Raw genomic sequence first — 24,868 nt, forward strand, 5'->3', positions numbered from 1 at the left:
GAGCTAGAAATTATGAATTATTTTGGAATTAATCAGCAATACAGATAGAAAACATGATTCTTTCAGAACCAATAGTTAATTCATTTGCCTGGTTGAATTTTTTTCCTGCGGGTTTACCATCCTTTTTATTAGCAACAACCAATGAGGCAGAATATGCTCCTATTGTCCTGACTGGAGTATTGCTAACTTTAGTAGTCATTTATCTGGCTAGTAAAATTGGTGGCGAATTATTTAGAATGATTGACTTGCCCCCTGTATTAGGAGAATTAGTTGGTGGGGTGCTTGTGGGTGCTTCTGCTCTCCATTTGGTAGTGTTTCCCGACAGTGGAACGGCTGGTAGCGACTCCATTATCATGTCTATCCTGCAATTCATTAATAACCTCAGTCCTGATGCAGTCACATCAATCTTTCAAAGCCAGAGTGAGGTTATTTCTGTGCTTGCCGAACTAGGTGTCATCATTCTGTTATTTGAAATTGGTCTAGAATCAGACTTAAAAGAATTACAGAAAGTTGGTTATCAAGCAACAATTGTTGCTTGTGTTGGGGTAGCTGTTCCTTTTGCGGCTGGCACGGCGGGGCTGATTTTATTGTTTCATGCGCCAGTAATTCCAGCGATTTTTGCAGGTGCAGCGCTGACAGCTACTAGTATTGGGATTACCTCAAAAGTTTTGTCAGAAATTGGGCAGTTAAAATCTCGTGAAGGTCAAATTATTGTCGGTGCTGCTGTCATTGATGACATTTTAGGTATCATCGTGTTGGCAGTAGTTGCGAGTCTTGCTAAAACTGGCGAAGTTGATATTTTCAACGTTATTTATCTAATTGTCAGCGCTACAGTTTTTCTCATCGGCTCGATTTTATTAGGGAAATATTTCAATCAGAGTTTTGTTGCGCTCGCTGATAAATTGCAAACGCGAGGCAACTTAATTATCCCAGCATTTATCTTTGCCTTCTTTATGGCTTTTTTGGGTAGTGCCATTCATTTAGAAGCTATCTTAGGCGCATTTGCGGCTGGCTTAGTTTTGGATGAAACTGATAAACGCAAAGAGCTAGATGAGCAGGTTAAACCGGTTGCTGATATCCTAGTACCAGTTTTCTTCGTTACCGTTGGCGCGAAAGTTGATTTAGGTGTTCTTAATCCTTTAGTTCCAGGAAATCGAGAAGGATTAATTATTGCTACCTTCTTAATTGCGATCGCAATTATCGGTAAAGTTGTCACAGGTTGGGCGGTTTTTGGTCAACCTGGAATTAATCGGTTAGCAGTTGGTGTGGGGATGATTCCCCGTGGCGAAGTTGGGTTAGTGTTTGCCGCCATTGGTGCAGCTAGTGGTACTCTTGATAAACCATTGCAAGCTGCGATCGTGATTATGGTGATTTTGACAACCTTCTTAGCACCACCTTTATTGCGGTTTGCATTTAAACAATCGCCAGAAGAAAAAGAAGCTTTAGAGAAAGCCAATTTAATAGGCTAGTTACTTTTACCTTTAGAGGTTGTTTAAAAAGTTTTAGGGTGTGATTTTAGGTAGTTATTGATCCCCCCTAACCCCCCTTAAAAAGGGGGAAACCGGAATCAAAGTCCTCCTTTTTAAGGAGGATTTAGGAGGATCTAAAGTTTTTGATACATCAGCCACCACTTTTAAAACATCCTCTTAAACACAAGATTAGGTAAAAGAAACGAATTTTATTTTTTCTTTTACCTTCAACCTTTATGCAACAGGCAATTCCCGTGTTAGAAGCGTGCATATTCGCAACAATATTGTGCGGATTTTTCGGCATCATCCTCAAAAAGAACCTTGTGATGAAGATCATCTCTATGGATGTCATGAGTACGGGGGTTATTGCCTATTACGTACTGATTGCATCACGAGGTGGCTTGTTCACACCAATTATTTCCAACGTCAAAAATGTTAGATACGCCGATCCGGTTCCCCAGGCGGTGATATTGACGGCGATTGTGATCGGATTTTCGATTCAGGCGTTAATGCTGGTCGGTGTTATGAAGCTAGCACGGGATAATCCGACTTTAGAAAGTAACGAAATCGAGAAGAACAATACCCCATGAGTACCATTACAATCGCATGGATTGCACTACCATTTTTTGTGGGGTTCGTCATTTATCTACTCCCCAAGCTTGATAGATACCTTGCCCTGTGCATGGCGTTTGCTTCGGCAACTTATGCGTTGCAGCTATTTCTTGAACGTTCTCCACTGACACTAAAGTTACTGGATAATTTTGGCGTTATCTTAACAGTCGATCAATTAAGCGGCTATTTTATCTTAACCAATGGGCTGGTGACGGCAGCAGTCATCCTCTACTGTTGGCACAGCGATAAGACAGCTTTTTTTTACGCACAACTGATCATTTTGCATGGCAGCATCAATGCCGCGTTTGCCTGTGCGGATTTGATCAGTTTATACGTGGCGTTAGAGGTAAGCGGTATTGCTGCGTTTCTCTTGATTGCCTATCCTCGAACTGACCGATCGATTTGGGTTGGTCTACGCTATCTGTTCATCAGCAACGTAGCAATGCTGTTTTATCTGGTTGGTGCGGTGCTGGTTTATCAGGCGGATCATTCCTTTAGTTTTGCAGGTTTGCGCGTAGCACCTCCAGAAGCGCTTGCCCTCATTTTTCTGGGACTCTTGACAAAAGGAGGAGTTTTTGTATCAGGATTATGGTTGCCGTTGACTCACTCGGAATCGGAAACGCCAGTGTCGGCGATGCTGTCGGGAGTTGTGGTAAAAGCTGGTGTCTATCCATTAGTGCGGTGTGCGCTGATGGTGGAAGAGGTTGACCCAATAGTGAGAATCTTTGGAGTTGGCACGGCGCTTCTAGGAGTCTTTTATGCAGTCTTTGAAAAGGATACCAAGCGGATGCTGGCGTTTCATACAGTTTCGCAGTTAGGTTTTATTCTCGCCGCCCCGGTTGTGGGTGGTTTTTATGCTCTGACGCACGGACTGGTTAAATCGGCGCTCTTTTTAATCGCCGGGGCTTTACCGAGTCGAAACTTTAAGGAACTACAACATCAAGCGATCGCTACCCCAATTTGGATTGCCTTGGTGATAGCCAGCTTTTCGATCTCTGGGTTCCCCTTGTTGTCCGGCTTTGGGGCGAAGGTGTTGACGACAAAGAATTTGCTGCCTTGGCAAGCGATCGCTATGAATGTTGCAGCCCTCGGAACGGCAATATCTTTCGCCAAATTCATATTTCTGCCGCGTGGGGGACAAGCGGATGTAAAACCTGGTTTTTGGGCAGCCGTGATCCTGTTAATCGGTGGGCTGGTTCTGGCCAATATTGTGTATTACGAGGTGTATACCTTTGCGAATATTATCAAACCCCTCGCAACCATCGGCGTTGGATGGTTGGTGTACTTACTAATTTTCAAACACTCAATACTCAAGCTACCGCGTGTCCTTGAAGAATTTGATCATCTGATCGGTGTAATGAGTCTAATTTTAATCCTGCTTTTCTGGAAGGGATTTGCATGGTTGGGCATCTAAATTTTATATTGCGACTGACTATCTGGTTTTTGCTCACTGCCGATTTTAGTGTGGCAAATATCATCATTGGCGTAAGCATCGCACTTCTATTACCTGGTGGTAAAACAGCTAGAGAATCATTAAAAGATTGGCTGCGTGTGCTAGGTGAGATCATTGTGGCAATTCCGCAGGCGTATATTGAGGCATTTGAAATCATCCTCCGCCCGCATAATCACGAAGATATCACGATGGAACAAGTCAAACCACGACGGACACCAGGGCTGATATTCCTGGATATATTCTTGATCACCTTTACACCCAAGACCATTGTTTTGAAATATCACGAAGCAGGGTGGTATGAAGTCCACCGAGTGCGACGGAGGAGAAAAGTATGATCCTGAACTTGGCATTGATTGCAATGATTCTGACACTGCTCATCCCCATGTATGAGGCATGGCAAGATGATGATATTTGGCAAAAAATGCTGGCATTTGCCAGTGCTGCAACCAAATGTTCAATCATGATCTTGGTTGTATCTGTCTTGCGTGACGATTGGATGATTGGTGTTGTCGGAGTAATTATCTTGAGTGTGGGGAATGCCGGCTTAATGTTGTTGGCACATGTCCTCAAAAGAATGAATGATTTAGCGAATGAGTAATATATGATTAACCTGCTTAGTTATACTTGCATAGTTTTAGGAATCTTCTTCTGGTTTTGGGGAACCTTACCCTTGCTTGGCGATCGCTCGGTGTTATTCAAACTGCATAGTCTTTCGGTTGCAGATACCCTCGGATCAATGAGTATCATCATCGGGCTACTCTTGAAAATACCCAGTGAATGGCCGTTACTCATCCTCGCCATCATCTCTTTAGCGATTTGGAATACAGTGCTGGGGTATGTGTTGGCTTACTGTTCTAGTAGCGAGGGTAGCCATGAATGATAGCTATATCTATGTGATCCTTGCCCTGCTGCCATTGGCTGCTTGTATGTTGGTATTTCAAGTCAATCCATACCATGCGCTGGTAATTCGCGGCATATTGGGAGCGATCGCAGCATTGGTATATACGGTTTTGGGAGCGCCTGATGTGGCTTTGACCGAAGCCTTGGTGGGTACTATGCTGGCAATTACGCTCTATGCGGTAGCAGTGCGTTCATCCTTGGTCATGCGTCTTGGCGTACTCAAAGATGAGGAAGATGACAATCAGCATTTTGCGAAACTGATGGATGAGTTCCGCACAATTTTTGGCAAGCGCTATATGCGTCTTGAACTTGTTACCTACACTAATACACAGTCATTGCACCGGGCACTGATGGAAAAAGAAGTCCATACAATCTGTGTCCGACCGAAACAAAGTGATCAAAACGGCGCAGCGTATGGGGACGAAAAGCAACCCTATCACACCAAAACCAGAATCCAACGCATCTATGACATCATGCAAACCGAACTTTCGTCACCAGGAACAATCCTAGCCTATGTAAATACACTACATTCAGGGGAGGAGCATACATGAAATGGATCTACATTGCGGCGGGCATAGCACTGTACTTCAAAATGCTCATCATGCCCAATCCAGCAGCAGATTTACCCGATTTCTCTATCGTTGAATCGATTGTCAAAGATGGTGGCGTACCCAATGCGGTTACAGTGATCATTCTCAGAAATCGGCTGTATGACACTATCTTCGAGGTGGTGGTATTTACGATCGCAATCATGGGAGCTAGTTTTCTGCTGGCAAATGAAAGACCATCTTGCACAATCTATCGTTTCACCGATCAACCATCTATTGTTCTAGCACGGCTAGGAGCGACTATTGCCGCGTTGGTAAGTATCGAACTCGCGATTCGGGGGCATCTCAGCCCCGGTGGTGGTTTTGCCGCCGGGGTAGCGGGTGGAACAGCGATCGGACTGGTTGCAATTACCTCATCGGCGGAGTGGATGCAAGGCATTTACCAGCGATGGCACGCCGCTACATGGGAGAAAGTTTCGGTTCTGGTTTTCATTTTACTGGCGGTTATAACTCTAGCTGGAATTGAGTTACCGCACGGAGAAATGGGCGCACTTTTGAGTGGGGGGATTGTCCCCTTGCTCAATATTCTAGTTGCAGTCAAGGTCGCGTTGGGATCGTGGGCGGTGATTTTGATTTTTATTCGTTATCGAGGATTGTTGTGAGGGTTTCTATAGCGCTTCTCGCTTGTATGCAATACACTTTGACCTCTCTCCAAACCTCTCTCCTAAAAGGAGAGAGGCTTTGAATCTTACTCCCCTTCCCTTGTAGGGAAGGGGTTGGGGGTTAGGTCTTTATTGGACTCAACACAGAAGCGCTACAGTTGTATCATTTGGGAAATTCTGCACGTAACTGATTAACTACCCGATCTAATCCCACAGAATGGGCGGCTTTAAACAATAAACGATCGCCTGCTTGCACAAATGTCTTCAACCTAGCTACCAAATCAGCATGAGTTGCAAAGCACTCCGATGGAATACCTTCAGCACTAAGAGCGATCGCTTCAGCATCTTGTCCATCTACCAAAACCAACAAGCCATCTAAATTCAACTTTCGCACTGTTTCTCCCACTCGCTGGTGCAACTGCTGCGATCGCTCTCCCAATTCTTTCATTGCACCCAATACGGCAATCTTCCGCTTTCCGGGTGTGTCTGCCAATAATTGCAACGCTGCAATCATAGCTTCTGGTGCAGCATTATAAGTTTCATCTAAAATTACCACATCATTAGGTAAAGTAAATCGCTGCGATCTTCCTGTAGGCATATCCACGATCACACCTGCTTTGAGACTTGCCCAATCTATCCCCAGTACTTTTGCCACTGCTAAAGCAGCTAAGAAATTAGTCGCATTGTGACGACCAGGTAAAGGTAGAGGTAGTTGGATTCCTGCAACTTCCACTGTCTCGTTATCAATTAATTGCCCTTGGATATCCCCGCCAGAAAATCCGTAAGTCAAAACTTCTCCGTGCCAAACTTTCGCCGCCGTGGCCATTAATAAGGGATTATCGTGGTTGAGAATTGCCACACCATCAGCAGACATTTCTGCTAATAACTCACATTTTGCCTCAGCGATCGCTTCTTCGGAACCCAGTAACTCAATATGCGCTGTCCCCACATTGGTAATCACTCCAATTGTTGGCCGCGCTATTTGTGTCAGTTCCGCAATTTGTCCTCTACCGCGCATCGCCATTTCAATCACGGCGTAGTCATTTTCTGCGCCAAGTTCTAGGAGAGTTTTCGGAACACCGATTTCGTTGTTGTAATTTCCATAAGTTTTGTGAACTCGTCCCTTTGTTCCTAAAACTGCGGCGATTAATTCTTTGGTTGTAGTTTTACCCACCGAACCCGTTACGCCAATTACAGGAATATTAAAGCGATCGCGCCACCATCTGCCAATTTGTTGATATGCCTTGAGAGTATCTTTTACCTGTAATACCGGAAATCCCGGATTTTCGTATTCAAAATCTACGATTGCAGCTATTGCACCCTTTGCGATCGCAGTTGGTACAAATTCATGTCCATCAAACTTATCGCCTCGGAAAGCGACAAATACTTCACCCGGCTTTAGGGTACGGCTATCTGTTTGGATACCGCTACTTACTTTTGTTAAAGCAGTTTCAGATAAGTTTAGAGTTTGGGCAAAAATAACTTCAACCAGTTCGGTTAGGGTGGCAGAACAATGCATAATAAGTAATTTACAATTTAAGGTTCAAAATTATAAAATCGGATTATGACACAATACTGCATTGATCAACAAGATTTACGACTTATCTAAAAAGGCGCAAATCTAAGCCTAGTCACAATAACACCAAAAATAGTGCCAAAGAAACTTAACTCCTTTGGCACGCTTTGTTTATAAGAAGAATTCAGAACTCAGAATTCAGTATGAATTCTGTACGAGTGGGTGACGAATATTGGTTAAAACCGTACTTCGTCCCGCTACGCTAACGCCCGAAGTCAAGCGAAAAACATTAAAATATCCTCACATTAAAACTCTATCCGTTTATGGGTACAGTATTCTGAATTCTGAATTCTGAATTCTGACTCCTGTTTTATAAGCTATTTATATAGTTTAATTAGGCATATCTTCTATCGTCCTATCCCCGGTTTTTAATCAAGATTACTTGCACAATTTGTACTGCTATCTCACTAGAAACCCCTAAAGCTTGATATAAATCATTTAAGAAGTTCTTTTCTTCTTCAGCTACGATACCTTCAGCTAAGACTAAATCGGTAGCTACTGCAAAAGCTGCTTCCCGTAAGTCTTGAGATAGAGAATCTTTTGCTGCATTAAATAAAGCATTAAAACCATCCCCCTGAAGAATGCCCAAGATTTTGTCAAACAGCCTGTTCATCATCTCATGGGGATAACTTTTAAAAAGTTTCATCCGTGACAGCACAGAAATGATAGAATTTGCTTGCTCAATAGAAATATAACCGTCTGAGGCTGTTGCCACCAAGATAATGACAGCAAAAGCTTCTGCTGGACTGAGTGCTGCTTGGGTTTGGCTTTCTGTACCCAACACAGCGTCGAATAGACCCATTGTAGTAGCTCCTTGGTTAGAGTCCCACCAGCGCTACAGTTACCTGTGTATTTGGTAGATTTCCAGGCTAAGACTGTAACGCTGTGAGACTTTCATCCCTTAGTGTTCCCAGGATTTATTCGCGGCGAACACTTGCAACCAATGGTTTTTGGCAAGAACTACACTGCCATTTGTGAACTTAGCGTTCTCCTGTCTTTTCTATCGTCTCAATTACCGCCAAACCTATACCCGAACCTGCTATCAACAGTACTATTGACATCAAATAGGCGTTGGTCAGCATCCGTAGGGCTTCATCAAAAAAAATATAGGTGGTCATTGCTTCACCTTTTGAAATTTGTGCTGCTAGTACTTTTTATTTCTCCACACACCGATAGGTGAATTTCGCTAAGAAACTGCTAGCAATTGCATCTTAACAAAACTTTAGCTGTTTAAGAACACTATTTAAACTTTTTATTTCTGAAGTTTTGATGAACTTTAGAGAGTATTGGTCAACGTAGAAGGCAGGGGGCAGGGGGCAGGGGGCAGGGCGTAGAGGACAGTTCTGAATTTTCGTTGAGTGGGGGGGAGGTCTTAAGGTGTGAGCTTCCCTAACGTTGCTTGCCACCGTAGCTTCAAAACTCAGCACTCAGCACGGGCTAAACGCCCCGCTACCGCTAACAGCATTCGGCACTGAGTGAGTCTTGTAAACAGCGTTCAATCGTCGCTACAACTGATTGAGAAAGACTATCAAAGTCATAACCACCTTCTAAGCCAAACAGAATTTTACGAGTTATCCCTAGACAATAATCAGTAAATAATGCGTAGTCTTCTGGTTGCAAATTGATACTTGCCAAAGGATCTGCGGCATTGCCATCATAACCAGCACTCACAATCAGTAAATCCGGCTGAAAGTTAGCTAAAAACGGTACGACTTGTGTTTCAAATAATGGCTGATATAGTGCAATATCACTACCGGGGGGTACTGGTAAATTTAAGACATTTTTATGAAAACCGCGTTCTGCCGCTCTCCCAGTACCGGGATAGCAGGGATACTGATGTAGGGAACAGTAGGCGATACGTGCTTCAGCTTCGACGATCGCTTGAGTACCATTACCGTGATGTACATCCCAATCGAGGATGGCGACGCGATTAATTCCGGGTTGATCGAGAGCAAATAAAGCTGCGATCGCAGCATTAGAAAATAGACAAAAGCCCATCCCCGCATCACTTTCTGCATGATGCCCTGGGGGACGCGCTAGGACAAAAGCTGGATTAGCTGAACTTAACACAACCTCAACTCCATCCAGCCATGCACTGACTGCCAACAGTGCCACATCATAACTGCGTGGGGAAACTGGTGTATCTCCATCCAAAGGGCCACCGCCACTAGAAGCGATTTGCCAAAGTTTTTTGATGTAGGCTGGGCTATGTGCTCTAACCAACGATGGCATCAGTGATGATTGTTCTGATGCTGGTGTAGGCGATCGCCAGGAGATTTGATCTGCAAATGTAGCTACTTTTAGGGCATTTGCGATCGCTATCAAGCGTTCTGGTTTTTCAGGATGGTATTTTCCAGTCTTGTGATCTAAAAATTCGTCGGAATAGATGACTGGGAGCATAGGACGAAAAAGGTTGGCAGCAGCGACACTGAATGTTATTGTATCGTCACTGGTACAAACAGTTTTTCTTTGTACTACAGTTTTGGTCGTTTACTTTCAAGGATTTCTGTTGCTTTCTGGGCAGAAAGCGGCCGGTAGAATAGAAAGCCTTGTACTTCCTCGCAATTGATAGATTTTAAGAACTCTAATTCCTCTTCTTTTTCTACCCCTTCAGCTGTCAACTTTAATCCCAAGCTGTGTCCCAAGGTAACTATGGCCTTGATAATATGAGCTACTTTGACATCCTGCGTCAAATATTGAATGAAAGATTTATCTATTTTCAAATTATGGAGTGGTAAAAGTTGTAGGCGCGAGAGCGAGGAATGACCCGTACCAAAGTCATCAATGGAGATATAAACACCCATCTGCTTTAGATTCTCTAACACCGTCCTGGTAAAGTCTAAATCCTCAATGGCTGTGGTTTCCATAATTTCTAATTCTAAAAAGCGCGCTTCCAGACCCGTTTGTTCTAAAACTGTGGCTATAGTCTCCACCAATTTGGGTTGGCGGAACTGCTTAAGAGAAAGATTGACAGCCATCATTATGGGTGGTAATCCTGCATCTTGCCAGATTTTATTTTGAATACAGGCTGTCCGCAGCACCCATTCGCCGATGGGGACAATTAATCCACTTTCTTCGGCAAGGGGAATGAAGACACTGGGTGCAACCAATCCCATCTCTGGGTGCTGCCAACGCAACAGAGCCTCCACACCAGTAATTTCTTCTGTGGCAATGTTCACACGAGGCTGATAGTACACCGTAAATTCATTGCGTTCTAGGGCATAGCGCAAGCTCTTTTCTAAAGTCAAGAGTTCAGGATTTTTAGCGCTCAGGGAAACACTGTAGAATTGGTAGTTATTTCGCCCTTTGTCCTTGGCATAGTACAAAGCAGCATCGGCGTGCTGGATTAGTGTTTCGGCGTCAGGACTGTTGTTATCAAGCAACGCAATACCGAGGCTGGCAGTCACATAAAGTTCATGCCCTTGTAGATGGAAAGCATCCTCTAAAGCTTGTAAGATTCTGCACGCCACCAGCGTTACCTCTTCAATATCATTAACTCGTGGGAGTAAGATAGTGAACTCATCGCCTCCCCAACGGGCTATGGTGTCTCCGCCTCTAAGTGAGTCTTTTAACCTTTGAGCGACGCTTTGTAACAATTGATCTCCCAGAGTGTGCCCCAAGGTATCATTAATAACCTTGAAGCGATCCAGGTCAAGGAAGATCACAGCTAAACTTTCACTATTACGAGTGGCGTTGGGCAGAGTTTTACTGAGCAGTTCGTTAAATAGTAGGCGATTGGGCAACCCTGTCAGCACGTCATGGAGGGCTTGATAGCGAATCTTTTCTTCTACTTGCTGACGCTGCCGCGTACCAATGATACTGGCGGCCATGGTCAAAAGGCTAGATTCTTCGTGCCTAGACCAATGACGCTCAAAAGTGCAGTCTGCCAAGCCAAGGTATCCCCAAAACTCATTTTCCAAGCGAAGAGGCACTAAAAGAAGGGATTGAATGCCATCTCGAATTAGGAATTCTTGTTCGGCGACAGGAAATTTTTGGGTAATTCCGCTAATGGACTGGCCGGTAGAGAGAACATTGTACCAACGAGCTAATCCAGAAGCTTGATAAAGTAGATTTTGCCAATGGTGGTGGGTAGATTCAAAAAAAGAGTGCGTCCATTCAAATCGTAGGCTGACGGCTATTTCCCCTGTAGCAGGATGGAGATGGTTTTGAAAAAGATAAGCCCGATCTGCCTTGGCAGCTTCACCCAGTACAGCTAAGGCTCGATCAATACCAGTTTCATAATTCATTTCTCCTAGCAAATAATTGGCAGCTTCCGCAACTGCTTGTAGCAAGCGATCGCGCTGATGAAGTTCGGCTGTGGCTTGCTTTTGCTCTGTAATATCCCTAACAATAAAAGTTCTAATTAGATCACTTTCAGGAAGGTAAAGAACGGATTGTTCAAAAACTTCTGTGCCTACTTCCACTTCCCGCACAAAAGAATTTTGTTCTAGATTGTTAACTCCACTCAGGAGTCCTGTTAAAATCGGGTGTTCCGTACCAACTTCCCGAAGTTTAGGAAACTTGATACCTGCGGCTGGATTGAGATAAGTAATTCTTCCCTCGAAATCCATCTCAATAATTGGATTGGGGATAAGTTCAGGGAAGGATGCTAGGCGAGCTAAGGCGGATTCACTAGCGGCTTCAAAGCTGGGATCGATCGCTAAGGTTTGAAAAGGATTGGCAGGACTGGCTTGCTCTGATAGGAAACCAGATAAGTCTTCAACATCACAAGATTCTGAAAATGCTTGTTCTGAGAGGTTAGAAATAGCATAGTATTTAGCCTGAGCTTTATTACTGCCAAAAGCAATGACATCTCCGTGCCTAAGATTATGAGAAAAGCATTTAGCACCATTCACAAATAAGCCATTAGTACTTCCTTTACCCTTATAGTTGCCATCAATAATTTGGAAGCCGTATTGGTCAGTCTCTGGAACAGTTACTCGCAATAAAATTGCATGTTGCATTGATACTGACCGGGAAGCCAAGACAATAGTGTTTGCGGGATGCCGCCCCAGAGAATAAGTAGTCTCTCGTAAAGGGACAGTTCGTCGCCCTTCCAGGTCTTGGATGACCAACAAATGGCGTATTTTTTCCCGCTCATTTCCTAGCATGGCTGTTCCTCAAATTCTCATATTTTTATGTCTTAGTCTGAAAAATACTACTCCCAGAAGTTCAGATTTTCAGGCTGCACTTCTGGGAAAATTTTTTCAATCAAAGTTTTCACCATCTGCGATCTCATTGGTATGTGGGTGCATACCAGCTTTTCTCTTCAGAATTGACCACAGTGATAAGCTTTGTTCTTTCGTCTATATCATTTAACCTTGTCTTTCTTAGGATACCCAGAATAAAATCAAACACTGAATAGAATACATCGTATATTTGCGGATTTTTATTCTGAGTAGTGGGGAAACTTCGATTTATATAAATAACTGTCTTTTTTAATCATCTGTCAGTTGTACAGAATTCAATTCTGCATTCTGATGACTGACGCCTTTATTCTATTTTGTTAAAACTAGGGGATTGAAGTATTGACACTCTCTGGACTAAAGCACGAAATACGCAACTATATTGCTGTTTCTCCGGGGTTTTCAACCTATCCTTAATAACCGGCTACGGTGTACACACAAGTCGAATTACCCCCCTTAGTCCCCCCTTGCAAAGGGCTACGGTGTATACACAAGTCCTAAAAACCTAGCTTGATAAGACTTTCCTCGTTCCCAGTCTCCGACTGGGAATGTATTCATTGAGTCTCTGACTCAATGCCAGATTGGAGGCAGAGCCTCAACGAGGAGCATTCCCATGCAGAGCATGGGAACAAGATAAACGAGAGAACAATGAAAAATCAAACTTTTTTGACTTGTGTATACACCGTAGCTTGCAAAGGGGGGAAATAGAAAATCCAGTTCCCTCCCCTTTGCAAGGGGAGGGTTAGGGTGGGGTAAAACGCTGGTAATCAGCTATTTAAGACTTGGTTTCGGTGACTTTTAATCTGCAAGCGCTGTGGGATTGCTTTTAGAACTCTCCGGCTAATGCTGCAACGCATCTTTCGCAAATTAGGGGATGTTCTGCTGATTCTCCCACGTGGGTGGAGTAGTTCCAACAGCGATCGCACTTTTGCCCATCTGCTTTCACTACAGCAATTGTCCAGTCTTCTGTCTGCGCTGTATATTCTAATCCTTGCAACCCTTGAGCAGAATCTAATAATTCCACTTGGGAAGTTAGGAACAAATAACGGAGTTCATCTACACCATTACCGTTGACACGATTTAAATCTGTGACACTAGCACGTAAATTTTCGTTTACATAAAGCAAGACTTTTGCTTCTAAGGAAGAACCAATCAGTTTTTCTACCCTCGCTTGTTCTAAGACCTTATTAACCTCAGTGCGAAGTTCCCGCAGTTTTTCCCAGAAGATGTCTTCCCGCCACATTATTTGGTCTATTACCCAAGGTTCTACTTCCTCTGGATATCTTGTCCAGCGTTCATCTAGCTGCACCCAACCGGCTTCAAACACCGATTTGTAAGGTGTTTTGTAAGGGAGATATTGCCAAATATCTTCCGCAGTGTGGCATAACACTGGTGCGATCGCTCGTGCTAAATTTTCTAAAGCTATCTTCAGCACCGTTTGACAACTGCGACGGCGGAAAGCATCTTTTGCACTGATATACAGCCTATCTTTGGCCACATCTAAATAAAAGTTGGATAAATCCACCACGCAGAAATTTTGCACTGTTTGGAAAAAGCGGAAGAATTGGAAATTATCAAAGGCGTTGGTGACTTCCTCAAATACTTTGCCGATGCGGTGCAGCATATAACGGTCAAGTTCTGGCAATTCCTCAAAAGGAACTGTATCTTTTTCCGGGTCAAAATCATCCAAGCTACCCAACAAAAACCGCGCCGTATTGCGAATCTTACCTCTAACATCATTCATTTGCTTGATGATGTTTTTGCCAATCCGGACATCGCCAGAGTAATCAACCGATGATACCCACAATCGCAATACATCTGCACCGTAAGCTGGTTCTACTTTTTGATTTTTCCCACCTTCAATGATTGTATTTGGGTCAACCACATTTCCTTCTGACTTGCTCATTTTCCGGCCCTGTTCGTCCAAAGCGAAGCCGTGAGTTAGTACAGTTTTGTAAGGCGCAACGTCATTCACTGCTACACTGGTGAGCAAGCTTGACTGAAACCAACCGCGATGTTGGTCGGAACCTTCCAAATATATATCAGCCGGGTAGCGTAACTCTGTACGTTGTTGGACGACAGATGCCCAAGATGAGCCAGAATCAAACCATACATCCATTGTGTCTGTACCTCTGCGGTAAGACTTACCATTATTACGATAGGATTCGGGTAATAACTCCTCAACGGATAATTCCCACCAAGCATCAGAACCTTTCTCGGCGATAATTGCTTGGGCGTGGTTGATTATTTCTTCATTCAGCAGTGGTTCTCCAGTAGCTTCATCGTAGAAAACGGGAATGGGTACACCCCAAGCGCGTTGACGAGAGATACACCAATCGGAACGTTCCGCCACCATTGGCGTGATGCGATTTTCACCTTGGGCTGGAATCCATTTTACCGTGGCGATCGCCTTTAGTGCTTCTTCTCTAAATCCTTCCACCGAAGCAAACCATTGTTCAGTAGCGCGGAAAATCGTCGGTTTCTTCGTCCGCCAATCATAAGGATATTTGTGAGGGTATGGTTCTTCTTTCAACAAGGAACCAGCCGCACTTAAGGCATCAATCACCGCCTGATTTCCATCACCCAGCACATTCAACCCCGCAAATTGTCCCGCTTCTTCGGTAAAATTGCCGTTGTCATCCACTGGTGCAAGGATGGGCAAACCGTAACGCTGACCAACAATGTAATCTTCTTGACCATGACCGGGTGCGGTATGTACTAACCCAGTACCCGACTCAGTTGTAATGTAATCACCGCCTACAACAATCGGACTTTCGCGGTCAAATAGAGGATGACGGTAAGTAGTATGTTCTAAGTCACTCCCTTTGAACGTGGCTTTTACAGTTAACTCAACTCCCAACGTTGAAGATAAACGTTCTACTAAATCAGCAGCAACGATTAGGTATTTGAAATTACACTGCGTTTCGGCCTCTGGATGTGAAACTTCCACCACTGCATAGTTCAAATCTGCATTCACCGCTACAGCCAAATTCCCCGGAATCGTCCAAGGTGTGGTTGTCCAGATAGCCACACCCAAATCTGACTGATATTCCGCCAACAGTGGTTTTACAGCTTCCGCCAAACTTGTGATTGCAAAAGCTGCATAGATACTGCGGGAAACGTGACCTTCAGGATATTCCAACTCAGCTTCAGCCAAAGCGGTTTTAGAACTCGGACTCCAGTGAACCGGCTTCAAACCTCGATAGATGTAACCTTTTAAGAACATCTGACCAAACACACCAATTTGAGCCGCTTCATATTCCGGCTTCAGAGTGAGATAAGGATGTTCCCAATCACCCCAAATACCGTAACGTTTAAAATTTTGGCGTTGGTCATCTACCGTCGCTAGACCAAATTCTTTCGCTTTTTGCCGGAGTTGTAAAGGCGTTAAGTTTTGCCGTTCTGCTGACTTCATGTTCTGCAAAACTTTTAACTCAATTGGTAAACCGTGACAATCCCAACCAGGGACGTAGCGAACCTTACGCCCTTTTAGCAGTTGGTAGCGATTAATAATATCTTTGAGAATTTTATTTAAGGCATGACCAATATGGAGTGAGCCATTAGCGTAGGGAGGCCCATCGTGCAGTATAAATAATTCGCCGGGGTTATTTTTGGAGAGGCGATCGTAAATTTTATTTTCTTCCCAAAATTTTTGGATTTCAGGCTCACGCTTGATGGCGTTTGCCCGCATATCAAAATTAGTCTTGGGTAGGTTTACAGTATCTTTGTAACTTCCTGATTCGGTCACAGTCTCATGCCTAAAATTAGGTGTGTAGGTTTTATCAATTATAGAAGATGACCTGATAACCAAAATTCCCTATTTGAACGTCAGTTCGATAAACTTCTCTCTACCTGGAATTTTTGTTCAAGTCTCTCCCTCTTTGACTCGGCGACGGTGTACACACAAGCCTTTTAAAGTTACTGCGTAACGTAGAGCAGGTTAGTTTTTGCAGGTCGATGCAACAAAGGCGCAAGTCGATGCAAGAGACTTGTGTATACTCCTTAGAGGATGTTTTAAAAGTGGTTGGCTGTGATTTGAATAGAATGATTACCCCCCTTAATCCCCCCTTGTAAAGGCTACGGTGTACACACAAGTCGAAAAAAGCTTGATTTTCCATTCTTCTCTTGTTTACCTCGTTTTTATCTCGTTCCCATGTTCTACATGGGAATGCTCCTCGTGGAGGGTCTGCCTCCAATCTGGCATTGAGTCTCTGACTCAATGAATGCATTCCCAGTCTCCGACTGGGAACGAGGAAAGTCTTATCAAGCTAGGTTTTTAGGACTTGTGTGTACACCGTAGCTTGTAAAGGGGGGAAATATCCGGTTCTCCCCCAAGGCATCGGGGGAGTTAGAGGGGGTGAGAAGGACTTGTGTATACACCGTAGCCTTTATAAGGGGAAGGTTAAGGTGGGGTAAAAATATTTGATACATCAATCATGACTTTAAAAACATCCTCTTAGCTCAGACTTGGAGAGGAAGGGTTTTGTGTAGTAAAACCAGAGAGAAGTTTCTAGACGATTAGCAAATCATAAATTTTGCGGAGATTGAGAGTTAAGCAACAGAAAGTAGTATACTTTTCTGGGTTCGCCTATTGCTTATCCAAAAGTTTCGTCTAAAAACCAAGAATTTTGGGGTTGCTCTAATGCTAAGTCCTGTAGTAACAGTCAGTATCTTTCAAAAACAACCCGACCCTAAAGGATTTTCAGCAGGTGAAGTCATCTTTGAAGAAGGACAGCCTGGTAATGAAATGTACGGCATTATCGAAGGAGAAGTGGATATAGTAGTCAATGGCAAGGTTGTAGAAACCATTGAGACAGGCGAAGTTTTTGGTATTGGGGTACTTGTAGGAGTTCCAAATAGAGCTTACACAGCTATTGCAAAGGTGGATGCTAAACTGGGTTTTCTTGATGAGAAAAAGTTTCTCTTTGCCGTTCAGGAAACACCAGTGTTTGCCTTAAAGGTGATGAAAAGTCACTCAGAGCGTCTGAGTCGCTTGCATCGTCTGCTCTAAAGCACCTCAAGCAGAAGTTCTAAAACTAATCAAAATCTGCCACTAATCTTACCTTCTTCCCAGAAGTCCATACATAATATATATGCTCTCGCTTGGGGAGTCATAAGTCAGAATTCAGACAACTCTAAATTCTGGCTCTTGACTCCTGATTTATCGTTGCAGAATTTACCGGAGGTAGTAATGGCACGTAAACGGTTGATTATCGAGATGGGCATGGGAATAGATCAGCATGGACAAGAACCAACAGTAGCAGCATCTAGGGCAGTACGAAACGCGATCGCTCACAATGCTTTACCTGGTGTTTGGGAAGTAGCAGGCTTAAGTCACCCCAATGAAATGATTATAGAGGTTCAGGTAGCAGTACCATATCCAGAACAAGTTAGAGAAGAAGAGGTACTAGCTGTACTACCATTTGGTCGGAAAACTCTTACCGTAGAATCTGGGGGGATGATAGTTCAAGGGCGGGCGATTCCCGAACTCAACGATAAGAATGACGAAATGTTAATTGCGATCGCAGCTGTTACAGTTATGATCGAAAATTAATAGCTGAGGTCAATAGCTTCCCGAAATTACGAGGATTGACATCAAGCAAACCTAGATGATGCAAATCTTTTTGTCCCTAATCGCACAAATTTAAGTAGTTAAACAAAATTAATTACACAAAATTAAGGCATGAAATCCTTATCCAGACTGGAAAATCATGTGTAAATGATTCTGTGCGATTACTTATCCTATTTTCAAAAATCTTTGCAACAAAGAAATTCGGTTCTAGAGGCGTACCCATGCCACTAATAATCTAAGCTTAAGTTTTTGGCTACTCCTGATATATATTCTGTATCTTCCAAGTCTTGCAAAATAGTGTGATTTTAAGAAGAATGACATTGTGCCTATATACAAATAGTCAAAATTTAACAGAATTTTAAGTAGGAGTAACAATGTACACGATATCAAATAATAAAATTGATACAGGAAGATATTGTGAAATTAATGTAGTTCACCATTGTAATTTATCATGCCGTGGTTGTACCCATTTATCCCCAACTGTTCCCAAATATATTGCTGATCCAGAAAAGATATACAAGGATCTTTCTATTTTATCCAAATCATATATTCCAAGAGGAGTTAAATTAGTCGGGGGAGAACCTTTACTACATCCGAATATAATTGAAGTAATTGAAGCAGTTCGTGCATCAGGCATAACTAAGTTTGTTAAAATGGTAACGAATGGTCATTTACTTTCAAAAGCATCGGATTTGTTTTGGGAAAAAATTGATGCTATCGAAATTTCCCTTTATCCAAGTAAACCCATAAATCCTGAAACTTTAAAAATATTAAAACAAAAAGCTAAAGACTCTAAAACAATTTTAGAGTCTTATTATTGGGATGACTTCCGCGAATCTTATTCCGAATTAGGGACGGAAAATACAGAATTAGTCCAAAAAATTTATTCAACTTGTGCTATAGCTCATGTTTGGCGATGTCATACTGTCTCAGAAGGATATCTTTATAAATGCCCCCAATCTGTGTTTATTCCGAAAGTTATTCAAAAAGAAAATCTCCAAAATGACGGAATTAAAATTACTGACTCTGGAGATTTTTTTGAACAGTTATTAGCTTACTTAAATTCGGAAAAACCTTTAGGATCTTGTTCTCATTGCTTAGGTTGTGTAGGAAAAAGATTTAACCATGAGCAAGTGAATCCTAAGCTATGGCGCTCTCCGCAACAGTTTACATCTGAAGAACTTGTTGATTTAGATTATTTAAGCTTTGTGGAAAAACAACCATCTAAAGCAAAAGGATCTCACAGGGAAGTTTCTTTCCCGGAAAAAATTACTAGTATAACAACTAAGCTATTGAATAATTATCGCAAGTAATTATCGCTCTTTAGCTTGAAATTAAGCGCTTTGGAACAAGTCTCAAAGAACTATATTTGCCGCTGAAAACATCTGACACATTAGTGATTGAGTTTCGTAAGTGGCTAGATCAATTTGGATCATCTTTGCCTTTTTATCAAGGCTATTCCACATGGAAAAATGTTGAGAATAGCGAGTTGAATTCAAAGCCGATTTTGTTAGACAGATTTTCGCGACACACACTTATTTGTAGTTCATGCAATCGAGCTTATCAAGTTACAAATAGGGTTAAACAAGGTTGTATCGGGGTAGCGATCGCTCTAGCTGCTGTAGCAATACTTGCAGATGATTATAAAATCAGAATCGCAGCAATATCGCTTTCTTTAGCAGCAGTTGCAATGTCCGCTATGGCTCAGAAGCTCAAAACTCAGTTTGAGCGTTCTTATACCCGTCACTAAAATCGAGACGTTCGTAGTAAGGACTTTAGTCCTTATTTTCTATGCACTAAAGTCCTTACTACAAACCTTTTTGCACTAGCTTAGACATGGTATCAAAAGTTTGTTTACCTTAAACAATTTGCTCAAATCTCTTATGTGGTTAAGTCATGATCAACTTAGTGGCTCTGCGCTAAAGTAAAAACATTGGGATAAAAATCTCTGGCAGTAAGTTCAACTGAATCACTAATCTTTAGCACTGCGGCGATAATGTCTCAAGAACATAACGAATCACTCCAAATTCAGGAAATCACCAAACTCAAACCGAAACACTTTGCTGATTTAGTCAGATCAGCACAATTGATTTTCGACCCCACAGCCGGAGTTTCGGGAAGGCACATAACAGTTGACTGGGAACAATTCGGAATTCCCCGTGATGTGGCAGATAATCTCAAATCACTTGGTCAGCAGTACCAATATGCATCTCCTCACATCCCTGTTGAAGACATTTGGAGTAAATTAACTCCAGAAACTCGTATTTGGTTCGTTGAAAATAAAGATCGGTTGTGGCAGCTTGAAGAAGCTTTCCCAGCCCTTGATGAAGATTAAACGGCTGAACCATTGAAAGGAATACAAATTATCTGTAGGGGGACAACGGTTGTTGTCCCCCTCTCCTCTATAGAAAGAAACTCTTGTGTAAATTTAGACTAGTAGTCCACCAAAGCAACTTTGGTGAATCAATGAAGTTCGTAGTCAGGACTTTAGTCCTTGATTTGAACGCTAAAGCGCTCACTACAAACCTAGCAAACTTGACTTGACAGACTCTAATTATCTTGTGCGATCGCATTAGCTTGAGTAGATAAGTTAAATTAATAAAAAAGCCTATATAGATGAATCACAGCCTAAGTGTTGCTCCCAGCCTGGAAGAACACACTCATGAAAATCCTATTGTTACCAAACAACAGCTATTTGCGAAGCAACTAATTGTCCTTGTCTTGGAAATACTTCTGGCATTACCTCTGGGTTTACTCCTCGCCAAGTTTCAAATTGGCAGGATTGCCTGGATCTTTGGTGGGATTGCAGCTGGTACAGTCGTTCTTCAAGGATGTCGAGTTTTTTATCAATATTCTCCCCAACCTAACCGCACTGCGAGAAAAGTCGGAATGGCACTTGTAGGCTTAACTGTCGGCGCTTCCAATGCCCACGGTAATCTGGCTAGTGTTGCTTCTGGTATTCCCGTATTTATTTTTCTTACCTTGTTTCTACTGCTGAGTGGCAGCTGTATCGGTTATATTTACTCCCGCGTCACCAAAACTAACCTCATGACAGCAATGCTGGCTACCGTTCCTGGTGGTGTCGGAATTATGGCAGCGATCGCCGCCGATTACAATAAAAATGTTAGCTTGGTTGCCCTAGTTCAGGCGATTCGCGTCACCTCAGTAGTTGTTCTAATTCCCTTCGTCGCTAGGACATCAACTGGTAATTACTATCCACAAACACTCCCAATCAATGCTGCTTGGCTTAATTTCGATCCATTTCAACTAGAATTACTCTTGTTAGTACTGGTAATTACTGGATTAGTAGTTTATCCAGCTATATTATTTAAAATTCCCGCAGGCGATTTCTTTGGTGCATTGTTGATTGGTATTGGGTTTAATCCTTTGCTACATTGGCTGCCTTTTGTGGGTGATATTAGCTTTAGTCCGCCGCCTTTAATTAACTTATTGGGTCAAATGCTCCTGGGAATTACTATTGGTGAATATTGGGGAGACAAACCCAACTTTAGAAAGCGAACTGTCGGCTATGCCTTAATCTCTGTAGCCATGACCCTCATCGCCGGAGCGATCGCTGCTATACTTGCGATGCAATTAACCTCTTGGGACTGGTTAACCTGTCTTTTAGTCACAGCCCCAGGAGGATCAGCAGAAATGATCCTGGTTTCTCTGGCGTTAAATCATAATGTTGAAATTGTCACAACTGGTCATTTAGTGCGACTAATTGCGATTAATAGTTCCCTACCACTTTGGGTGTTTTTGTTTCGCCGTCTGGATGAGCAACTTTCTGAACCAGTTTAATTGTAGAAGTATGAGGCATTTGGCAAAACATTTCTGACAAGTAGAACCAAGATACTATTGATATTTATCGAAACAGAATTCAGGAGTCAGGAGCCAGAATGGGCTAAACGCCCCGCTACCGCTAACAGAATGAATTTTTTGCGACTGGTAGATAGCGCAGCGTTAACGAGTCCGCGTTAGCGAGTCTTCTCCCTTGGCGCTAGCCTCTCCCTTTGGGAGAAGGGGAGACGCCAAGGGCGAACGAGCGTCGCGTCTTCATTCTGACTCCTGAATTCTGACTCCTGAATTCTTCTTCAATCAAATTGATTTCGCTCAATGCGTAAGTCACGATTAACCGTGATAGTAATTTTCGCTACAAATTTCTGGAAAGCGAGTGTATTTTATGGTAGCTAACTTCCAGCTTTAGATTTGTAGATTAGGAAAATTAAAATAGTAATTTCACTGGGGTTAAAAAATATTTGTGTAAGTTAGTATACTGCATGATTGTCGAGTGAATATTGACATCATTTCATTGTCTTAGATGGGGTGGACACCGATGACATCTGAAAGCGATCGCCAAAAAGAACTTGAACACCGGGAACGTTTACTACGAGAACGAGAAGTTGAATTGCGACTCCGAGAAATGGAAACTAACCTCCATACTACCGATGCAGCTTTTCATCAAACTGTGAAGCATCAGCCAGAAAATTCCCAGAAACCTTGGATGCAAAAAGTGATTCTGGGTGGAAAGTTGTTTGCTCTTGGTGTAGTAACACTAGTTGCAGTCAGAATAGCCGCAGTATTAGCTGGGTTTATTATTGTTGCTGCGCTGGGGTGGATGTCTTACAAATTATTTTTGGAATCTAAAAAAACTAATTCTTAATAGAGGTATAACTATGATGAGTGAGCAGGTAGCAACGGACAGATTTATCCAAGATTTAGAGCGTGTTGCCCAAGTACGCTCTGAGATTTCTGTATGTTTGAGTAAACTGGCTGAAACAATTAGTAAAGCTGAGTTAGTTGGTGATTCGTCATCAGGAAAACTCAGTTTAGAGCGAGATATTGAAGATATTACAGTAGCTAGTAAAAACCTCCGCCAAGGTGTATTTCGCCTTTTGGTTTTGGGCGATATGAAACGGGGAAAAAGCACGTTTCTTAATGCCTTAATTGGTGAAAATTTATTACCGAGTGATGTTAACCCTTGTACCGCAGTGTTAACAGTTTTACGCTATGGGCCAGAAAAGAAAGTCACCATTCATTTTAATGATGGTAAAAGTCCACAACAGCTAGATTTTCAGAACTTTAAATATAAATATACCATTGATCCGGCTGAAGCTAAGAAACTAGAGCAGGAGAAAAAACAAGCATTTCCAGATGTAGATTATGCAGTAGTTGAGTATCCATTAACGCTACTAGAAAAGGGAATTGAAATTGTCGATAGTCCAGGATTGAATGATACAGAAGCGCGAAATGAATTATCTTTGGGTTATGTAAATAATTGCCACGCGATTTTGTTTGTGATGAGAGCTTCTCAACCTTGCACCTTGGGTGAGCGTCGCTACCTAGAAAATTATATTAAAGGTCGAGGATTGACGGTTTTCTTCTTAGTTAATGCTTGGGATCAGGTGCGGGAATCATTGATTGATCCTGATGATGTCGAAGAATTAAAAGCATCCGAGGATAGATTACGGCAAGTATTTAATGCGAATTTAGGAGAATATTGTACTGTAGAAGGTCAGAATATTTATGACGAACGCGTGTTTGAGCTTTCGTCAATTCAAGCACTCAGACGACGGTTGAAGAATCCCCAGGCTGATTTAGATGGGACTGGCTTTCCGAAGTTTATGGAAGCGCTTAATACTTTTCTTACCAGAGAACGTGCGATCGCAGAACTCCGTCAAGTCAGAACCTTAGCAAGACAAGCCTGCAATCATACCCGCGAAGCAGTTGCTAGACGAATACCATTACTTGATCAAGATGTAAATGAATTGAAAAAACGGATTGATTCAGTAGAACCAGAGTTTAACAAACTCACAGGTATTCGGGATGAATTCCAAAAAGAAATTATCAATACAAGAGATACTCAAGCAAGAACGATTTCTGAGTCTTTTCGTAGCTACGTTTTAAACTTAGGTAACACCTTTGAAACCGATTTCTTACGTTATCAGCCGGAATTAAATCTGTTTGATTTTCTCAGTAGTGGTAAACGAGAAGCATTTAATACCGCACTACAAAAAGCCTTTGAACAATATATCACTGACAAATCTGCTGCTTGGACATTAACTGCTGAAAAAGATATCAATGCAGCTTTTAAAGAACTTTCTCGCAAAGCAGCACAATATGGCGCTTCTTACAGTCAAGTCACAGACGAAATAACAGAAAAGCTCACCGGACAAAACGTCAAAGTAAATACCACTACTACTGCTGAAGAAGATAACTCTCCTGGCTGGGCAAAATGGGCAATGGGATTGTTATCACTGTCTAAGGGAAATCTTGCTGGTTTCGCAATGGCGGGGGCTGGATTTGATTGGAAAAATATCTTGTTAAACTACTTCACTGTAATTGGTATTGGCGGGATAATTACAGCAGTCACAGGGGTTTTGCTTGGCCCCATCGGGTTTGCACTACTAGGCTTAGGAGTAGGATTTTTGCAAGCAGATCAAGCGCGTAAAGAGTTAGTTAAAACAGCAAAAAAAGAGTTAGTTAAACACCTACCACAAGTCGCACATGAGCAATCTCAGGTTGTATACAATGCTGTAAAAGAGTGTTTTGACTCTTACGAAAGAGAAGTAAGTAAGCGGATTAACGATGATATTGTATCTCGCAAATCTGAATTAGATAATTTAGTCAAGCAGAAAGAGACTCGTGAAATAAATCGTGAGAGTGAGTTCAAACGTTTAAAAGATTTACAGGAAGATGTAATAGCTCAGTTACAAAAAATCGAGGCAGCATATAGCAACTTATTAGCTTACTATAGCTAATATATTTCATTACTCTCGTTCCCAGCTTCTAGCTGGGAATGCCTACTGGGAGGCTCCGCCTCCAATAACCATAAGAATATGAGGCGGAGCCTCAATGAATTGCATTCCCAGCTAAAAGCTGGGAACGAG

22 protein-coding genes are annotated in these 24,868 nt (G+C 42.5%); 16 read left to right on the plus strand and 6 right to left on the minus strand.

What is annotated here, in order from left to right; all coding sequences use genetic code 11:
- Positions 1-53: 53 nt before the first annotated feature.
- The 8 genes from HUN01_RS28210 (at position 54) to HUN01_RS28245 (ending at position 5,644) form a co-directional block, all read left to right on the plus strand.
- The gene (locus HUN01_RS28210; protein ID WP_181928933.1) at positions 54-1,469 is read left to right on the plus strand and encodes a cation:proton antiporter; all 1,416 of its coding nucleotides are present in this window, start codon (positions 54-56) and stop codon (positions 1,467-1,469) included.
- Positions 1,470-1,723: 254 nt separating this feature from the next.
- A complete protein-coding gene (locus tag HUN01_RS28215; protein ID WP_181932850.1) occupies positions 1,724-2,059 on the plus strand; it encodes a cation:proton antiporter subunit C in 336 nt (111 codons plus the stop codon).
- Positions 2,056-3,495, plus strand: coding sequence for a cation:proton antiporter (locus tag HUN01_RS28220; RefSeq protein ID WP_181928934.1), 1,440 nt, complete (start codon positions 2,056-2,058; stop codon positions 3,493-3,495). The genes HUN01_RS28215 and HUN01_RS28220 overlap by 4 nt, the downstream gene beginning before the upstream one ends.
- On the plus strand, positions 3,480-3,869 hold the full coding sequence (locus tag HUN01_RS28225) for a Na+/H+ antiporter subunit E (protein ID WP_181928935.1): 390 nt from the start codon (positions 3,480-3,482) through the stop codon (positions 3,867-3,869). Before HUN01_RS28220 ends, HUN01_RS28225 begins: the two co-directional genes overlap by 16 nt.
- Positions 3,866-4,132 (plus strand): hypothetical protein, encoded by a 267-nt coding sequence (locus tag HUN01_RS28230; protein WP_181928936.1) that lies wholly within the window; start codon positions 3,866-3,868, stop codon positions 4,130-4,132. Before HUN01_RS28225 ends, HUN01_RS28230 begins: the two co-directional genes overlap by 4 nt.
- Positions 4,133-4,135: 3 nt before the next feature.
- A complete protein-coding gene (locus HUN01_RS28235; RefSeq protein WP_181928937.1) occupies positions 4,136-4,414 on the plus strand; it encodes a monovalent cation/H(+) antiporter subunit G in 279 nt (92 codons plus the stop codon).
- Entirely contained in the window at positions 4,407-4,985 is a 579-nt protein-coding gene (locus tag HUN01_RS28240; protein WP_181928938.1) for a DUF4040 domain-containing protein, read from the plus strand. Before HUN01_RS28235 ends, HUN01_RS28240 begins: the two co-directional genes overlap by 8 nt.
- Complete coding sequence (locus HUN01_RS28245; RefSeq protein ID WP_181928939.1) at positions 4,982-5,644, plus strand: Na(+)/H(+) antiporter subunit B; 663 nt, start codon at positions 4,982-4,984, stop codon at positions 5,642-5,644. The genes HUN01_RS28240 and HUN01_RS28245 overlap by 4 nt, the downstream gene beginning before the upstream one ends.
- A gap of 163 nt (positions 5,645-5,807) precedes the next feature.
- On the opposite strand, the gene HUN01_RS28250 is transcribed toward HUN01_RS28245, so the two are convergent.
- The 6 genes from HUN01_RS28250 to ileS all read right to left on the minus strand — a co-directional run bounded on the left by HUN01_RS28250 (position 5,808) and on the right by ileS (position 16,154).
- The gene (locus tag HUN01_RS28250) at positions 5,808-7,163 is read right to left on the minus strand and encodes a UDP-N-acetylmuramoyl-tripeptide--D-alanyl-D-alanine ligase (RefSeq protein WP_181928940.1); all 1,356 of its coding nucleotides are present in this window, start codon (positions 7,161-7,163) and stop codon (positions 5,808-5,810) included.
- Positions 7,164-7,575: 412 nt separating this feature from the next.
- Positions 7,576-8,022 carry a tellurite resistance TerB family protein gene (locus HUN01_RS28255; protein WP_181928941.1) on the minus strand — a complete coding sequence of 149 codons (447 nt, stop codon included), beginning with the start codon at positions 8,020-8,022 and terminating at the stop codon, positions 7,576-7,578.
- Between the two features lie 178 nt (positions 8,023-8,200).
- A complete protein-coding gene (locus HUN01_RS28260; protein WP_176727159.1) occupies positions 8,201-8,338 on the minus strand; it encodes a hypothetical protein in 138 nt (45 codons plus the stop codon).
- Positions 8,339-8,675: 337 nt separating this feature from the next.
- Positions 8,676-9,620 carry a histone deacetylase family protein gene (locus HUN01_RS28265; RefSeq protein WP_181928942.1) on the minus strand — a complete coding sequence of 315 codons (945 nt, stop codon included), beginning with the start codon at positions 9,618-9,620 and terminating at the stop codon, positions 8,676-8,678.
- A gap of 74 nt (positions 9,621-9,694) precedes the next feature.
- Positions 9,695-12,331, minus strand: coding sequence for an EAL domain-containing protein (locus HUN01_RS28270; protein WP_181928943.1), 2,637 nt, complete (start codon positions 12,329-12,331; stop codon positions 9,695-9,697).
- 901 nt (positions 12,332-13,232) lie between these two features.
- Positions 13,233-16,154 carry an isoleucine--tRNA ligase gene (gene ileS / locus HUN01_RS28275; protein WP_181928944.1) on the minus strand — a complete coding sequence of 974 codons (2,922 nt, stop codon included), beginning with the start codon at positions 16,152-16,154 and terminating at the stop codon, positions 13,233-13,235.
- An 894-nt stretch (positions 16,155-17,048) separates the two neighbouring features.
- Here ileS and HUN01_RS28280 point away from each other — a divergent pair.
- From HUN01_RS28280 to HUN01_RS28315, 8 genes are all read left to right on the plus strand, one after another.
- The gene (locus tag HUN01_RS28280) at positions 17,049-17,417 is read left to right on the plus strand and encodes a cyclic nucleotide-binding domain-containing protein (protein ID WP_181928945.1); all 369 of its coding nucleotides are present in this window, start codon (positions 17,049-17,051) and stop codon (positions 17,415-17,417) included.
- 180 nt (positions 17,418-17,597) lie between these two features.
- Complete coding sequence (locus HUN01_RS28285; RefSeq protein WP_181928946.1) at positions 17,598-17,960, plus strand: Lin0512 family protein; 363 nt, start codon at positions 17,598-17,600, stop codon at positions 17,958-17,960.
- Between the two features lie 392 nt (positions 17,961-18,352).
- Positions 18,353-19,291 (plus strand): radical SAM protein, encoded by a 939-nt coding sequence (locus HUN01_RS28290; protein ID WP_181928947.1) that lies wholly within the window; start codon positions 18,353-18,355, stop codon positions 19,289-19,291.
- A gap of 56 nt (positions 19,292-19,347) precedes the next feature.
- The gene (locus tag HUN01_RS28295; protein WP_181928948.1) at positions 19,348-19,728 is read left to right on the plus strand and encodes a hypothetical protein; all 381 of its coding nucleotides are present in this window, start codon (positions 19,348-19,350) and stop codon (positions 19,726-19,728) included.
- A 246-nt stretch (positions 19,729-19,974) separates the two neighbouring features.
- The gene (locus tag HUN01_RS28300) at positions 19,975-20,313 is read left to right on the plus strand and encodes a hypothetical protein (protein ID WP_069073499.1); all 339 of its coding nucleotides are present in this window, start codon (positions 19,975-19,977) and stop codon (positions 20,311-20,313) included.
- A 281-nt stretch (positions 20,314-20,594) separates the two neighbouring features.
- On the plus strand, positions 20,595-21,779 hold the full coding sequence (locus HUN01_RS28305) for an AbrB family transcriptional regulator (RefSeq protein ID WP_181928949.1): 1,185 nt from the start codon (positions 20,595-20,597) through the stop codon (positions 21,777-21,779).
- 535 nt (positions 21,780-22,314) lie between these two features.
- Positions 22,315-22,641, plus strand: a complete 327-nt coding sequence (locus HUN01_RS28310) for a DUF3040 domain-containing protein (protein ID WP_181928950.1) — start codon at positions 22,315-22,317, stop codon at positions 22,639-22,641.
- A gap of 16 nt (positions 22,642-22,657) precedes the next feature.
- Positions 22,658-24,739, plus strand: a complete 2,082-nt coding sequence (locus HUN01_RS28315) for a dynamin family protein (RefSeq protein WP_181932851.1) — start codon at positions 22,658-22,660, stop codon at positions 24,737-24,739.
- Positions 24,740-24,868 lie beyond the last annotated feature (129 nt).

The organism is Nostoc edaphicum CCNP1411 (assembly GCF_014023275.1).
GTDB lineage: Bacteria > Cyanobacteriota > Cyanobacteriia > Cyanobacteriales > Nostocaceae > Nostoc > Nostoc edaphicum_A.

Bases quoted from the DNA above. Each gene is read 5' to 3' on its own strand.
- HUN01_RS28210 (WP_181928933.1), top strand. From the start codon at position 54: ATGATTCTTTCAGAACCAATAGTTAATTCATTTGCCTGGTTGAATTTT.
- HUN01_RS28220 (WP_181928934.1), top strand. From the start codon at position 2,056: ATGAGTACCATTACAATCGCATGGATTGCACTACCATTTTTTGTGGGG.
- HUN01_RS28225 (WP_181928935.1), top strand. From the start codon at position 3,480: ATGGTTGGGCATCTAAATTTTATATTGCGACTGACTATCTGGTTTTTG.
- HUN01_RS28230 (WP_181928936.1), top strand. From the start codon at position 3,866: ATGATCCTGAACTTGGCATTGATTGCAATGATTCTGACACTGCTCATC.
- HUN01_RS28235 (WP_181928937.1), top strand. From the start codon at position 4,136: ATGATTAACCTGCTTAGTTATACTTGCATAGTTTTAGGAATCTTCTTC.
- HUN01_RS28240 (WP_181928938.1), top strand. From the start codon at position 4,407: ATGAATGATAGCTATATCTATGTGATCCTTGCCCTGCTGCCATTGGCT.
- HUN01_RS28245 (WP_181928939.1), top strand. From the start codon at position 4,982: ATGAAATGGATCTACATTGCGGCGGGCATAGCACTGTACTTCAAAATG.
- HUN01_RS28250 (WP_181928940.1), bottom strand. From the start codon at position 7,163: ATGCATTGTTCTGCCACCCTAACCGAACTGGTTGAAGTTATTTTTGCC.
- HUN01_RS28255 (WP_181928941.1), bottom strand. From the start codon at position 8,022: ATGGGTCTATTCGACGCTGTGTTGGGTACAGAAAGCCAAACCCAAGCA.
- HUN01_RS28260 (WP_176727159.1), bottom strand. From the start codon at position 8,338: ATGACCACCTATATTTTTTTTGATGAAGCCCTACGGATGCTGACCAAC.
- HUN01_RS28265 (WP_181928942.1), bottom strand. From the start codon at position 9,620: ATGCTCCCAGTCATCTATTCCGACGAATTTTTAGATCACAAGACTGGA.
- HUN01_RS28270 (WP_181928943.1), bottom strand. From the start codon at position 12,331: ATGCTAGGAAATGAGCGGGAAAAAATACGCCATTTGTTGGTCATCCAA.
- HUN01_RS28280 (WP_181928945.1), top strand. From the start codon at position 17,049: ATGCTAAGTCCTGTAGTAACAGTCAGTATCTTTCAAAAACAACCCGAC.
- HUN01_RS28285 (WP_181928946.1), top strand. From the start codon at position 17,598: ATGGCACGTAAACGGTTGATTATCGAGATGGGCATGGGAATAGATCAG.
- HUN01_RS28290 (WP_181928947.1), top strand. From the start codon at position 18,353: ATGTACACGATATCAAATAATAAAATTGATACAGGAAGATATTGTGAA.
- HUN01_RS28300 (WP_069073499.1), top strand. From the start codon at position 19,975: ATGTCTCAAGAACATAACGAATCACTCCAAATTCAGGAAATCACCAAA.
- HUN01_RS28305 (WP_181928949.1), top strand. From the start codon at position 20,595: ATGAATCACAGCCTAAGTGTTGCTCCCAGCCTGGAAGAACACACTCAT.
- HUN01_RS28310 (WP_181928950.1), top strand. From the start codon at position 22,315: ATGACATCTGAAAGCGATCGCCAAAAAGAACTTGAACACCGGGAACGT.
- HUN01_RS28315 (WP_181932851.1), top strand. From the start codon at position 22,658: ATGAGTGAGCAGGTAGCAACGGACAGATTTATCCAAGATTTAGAGCGT.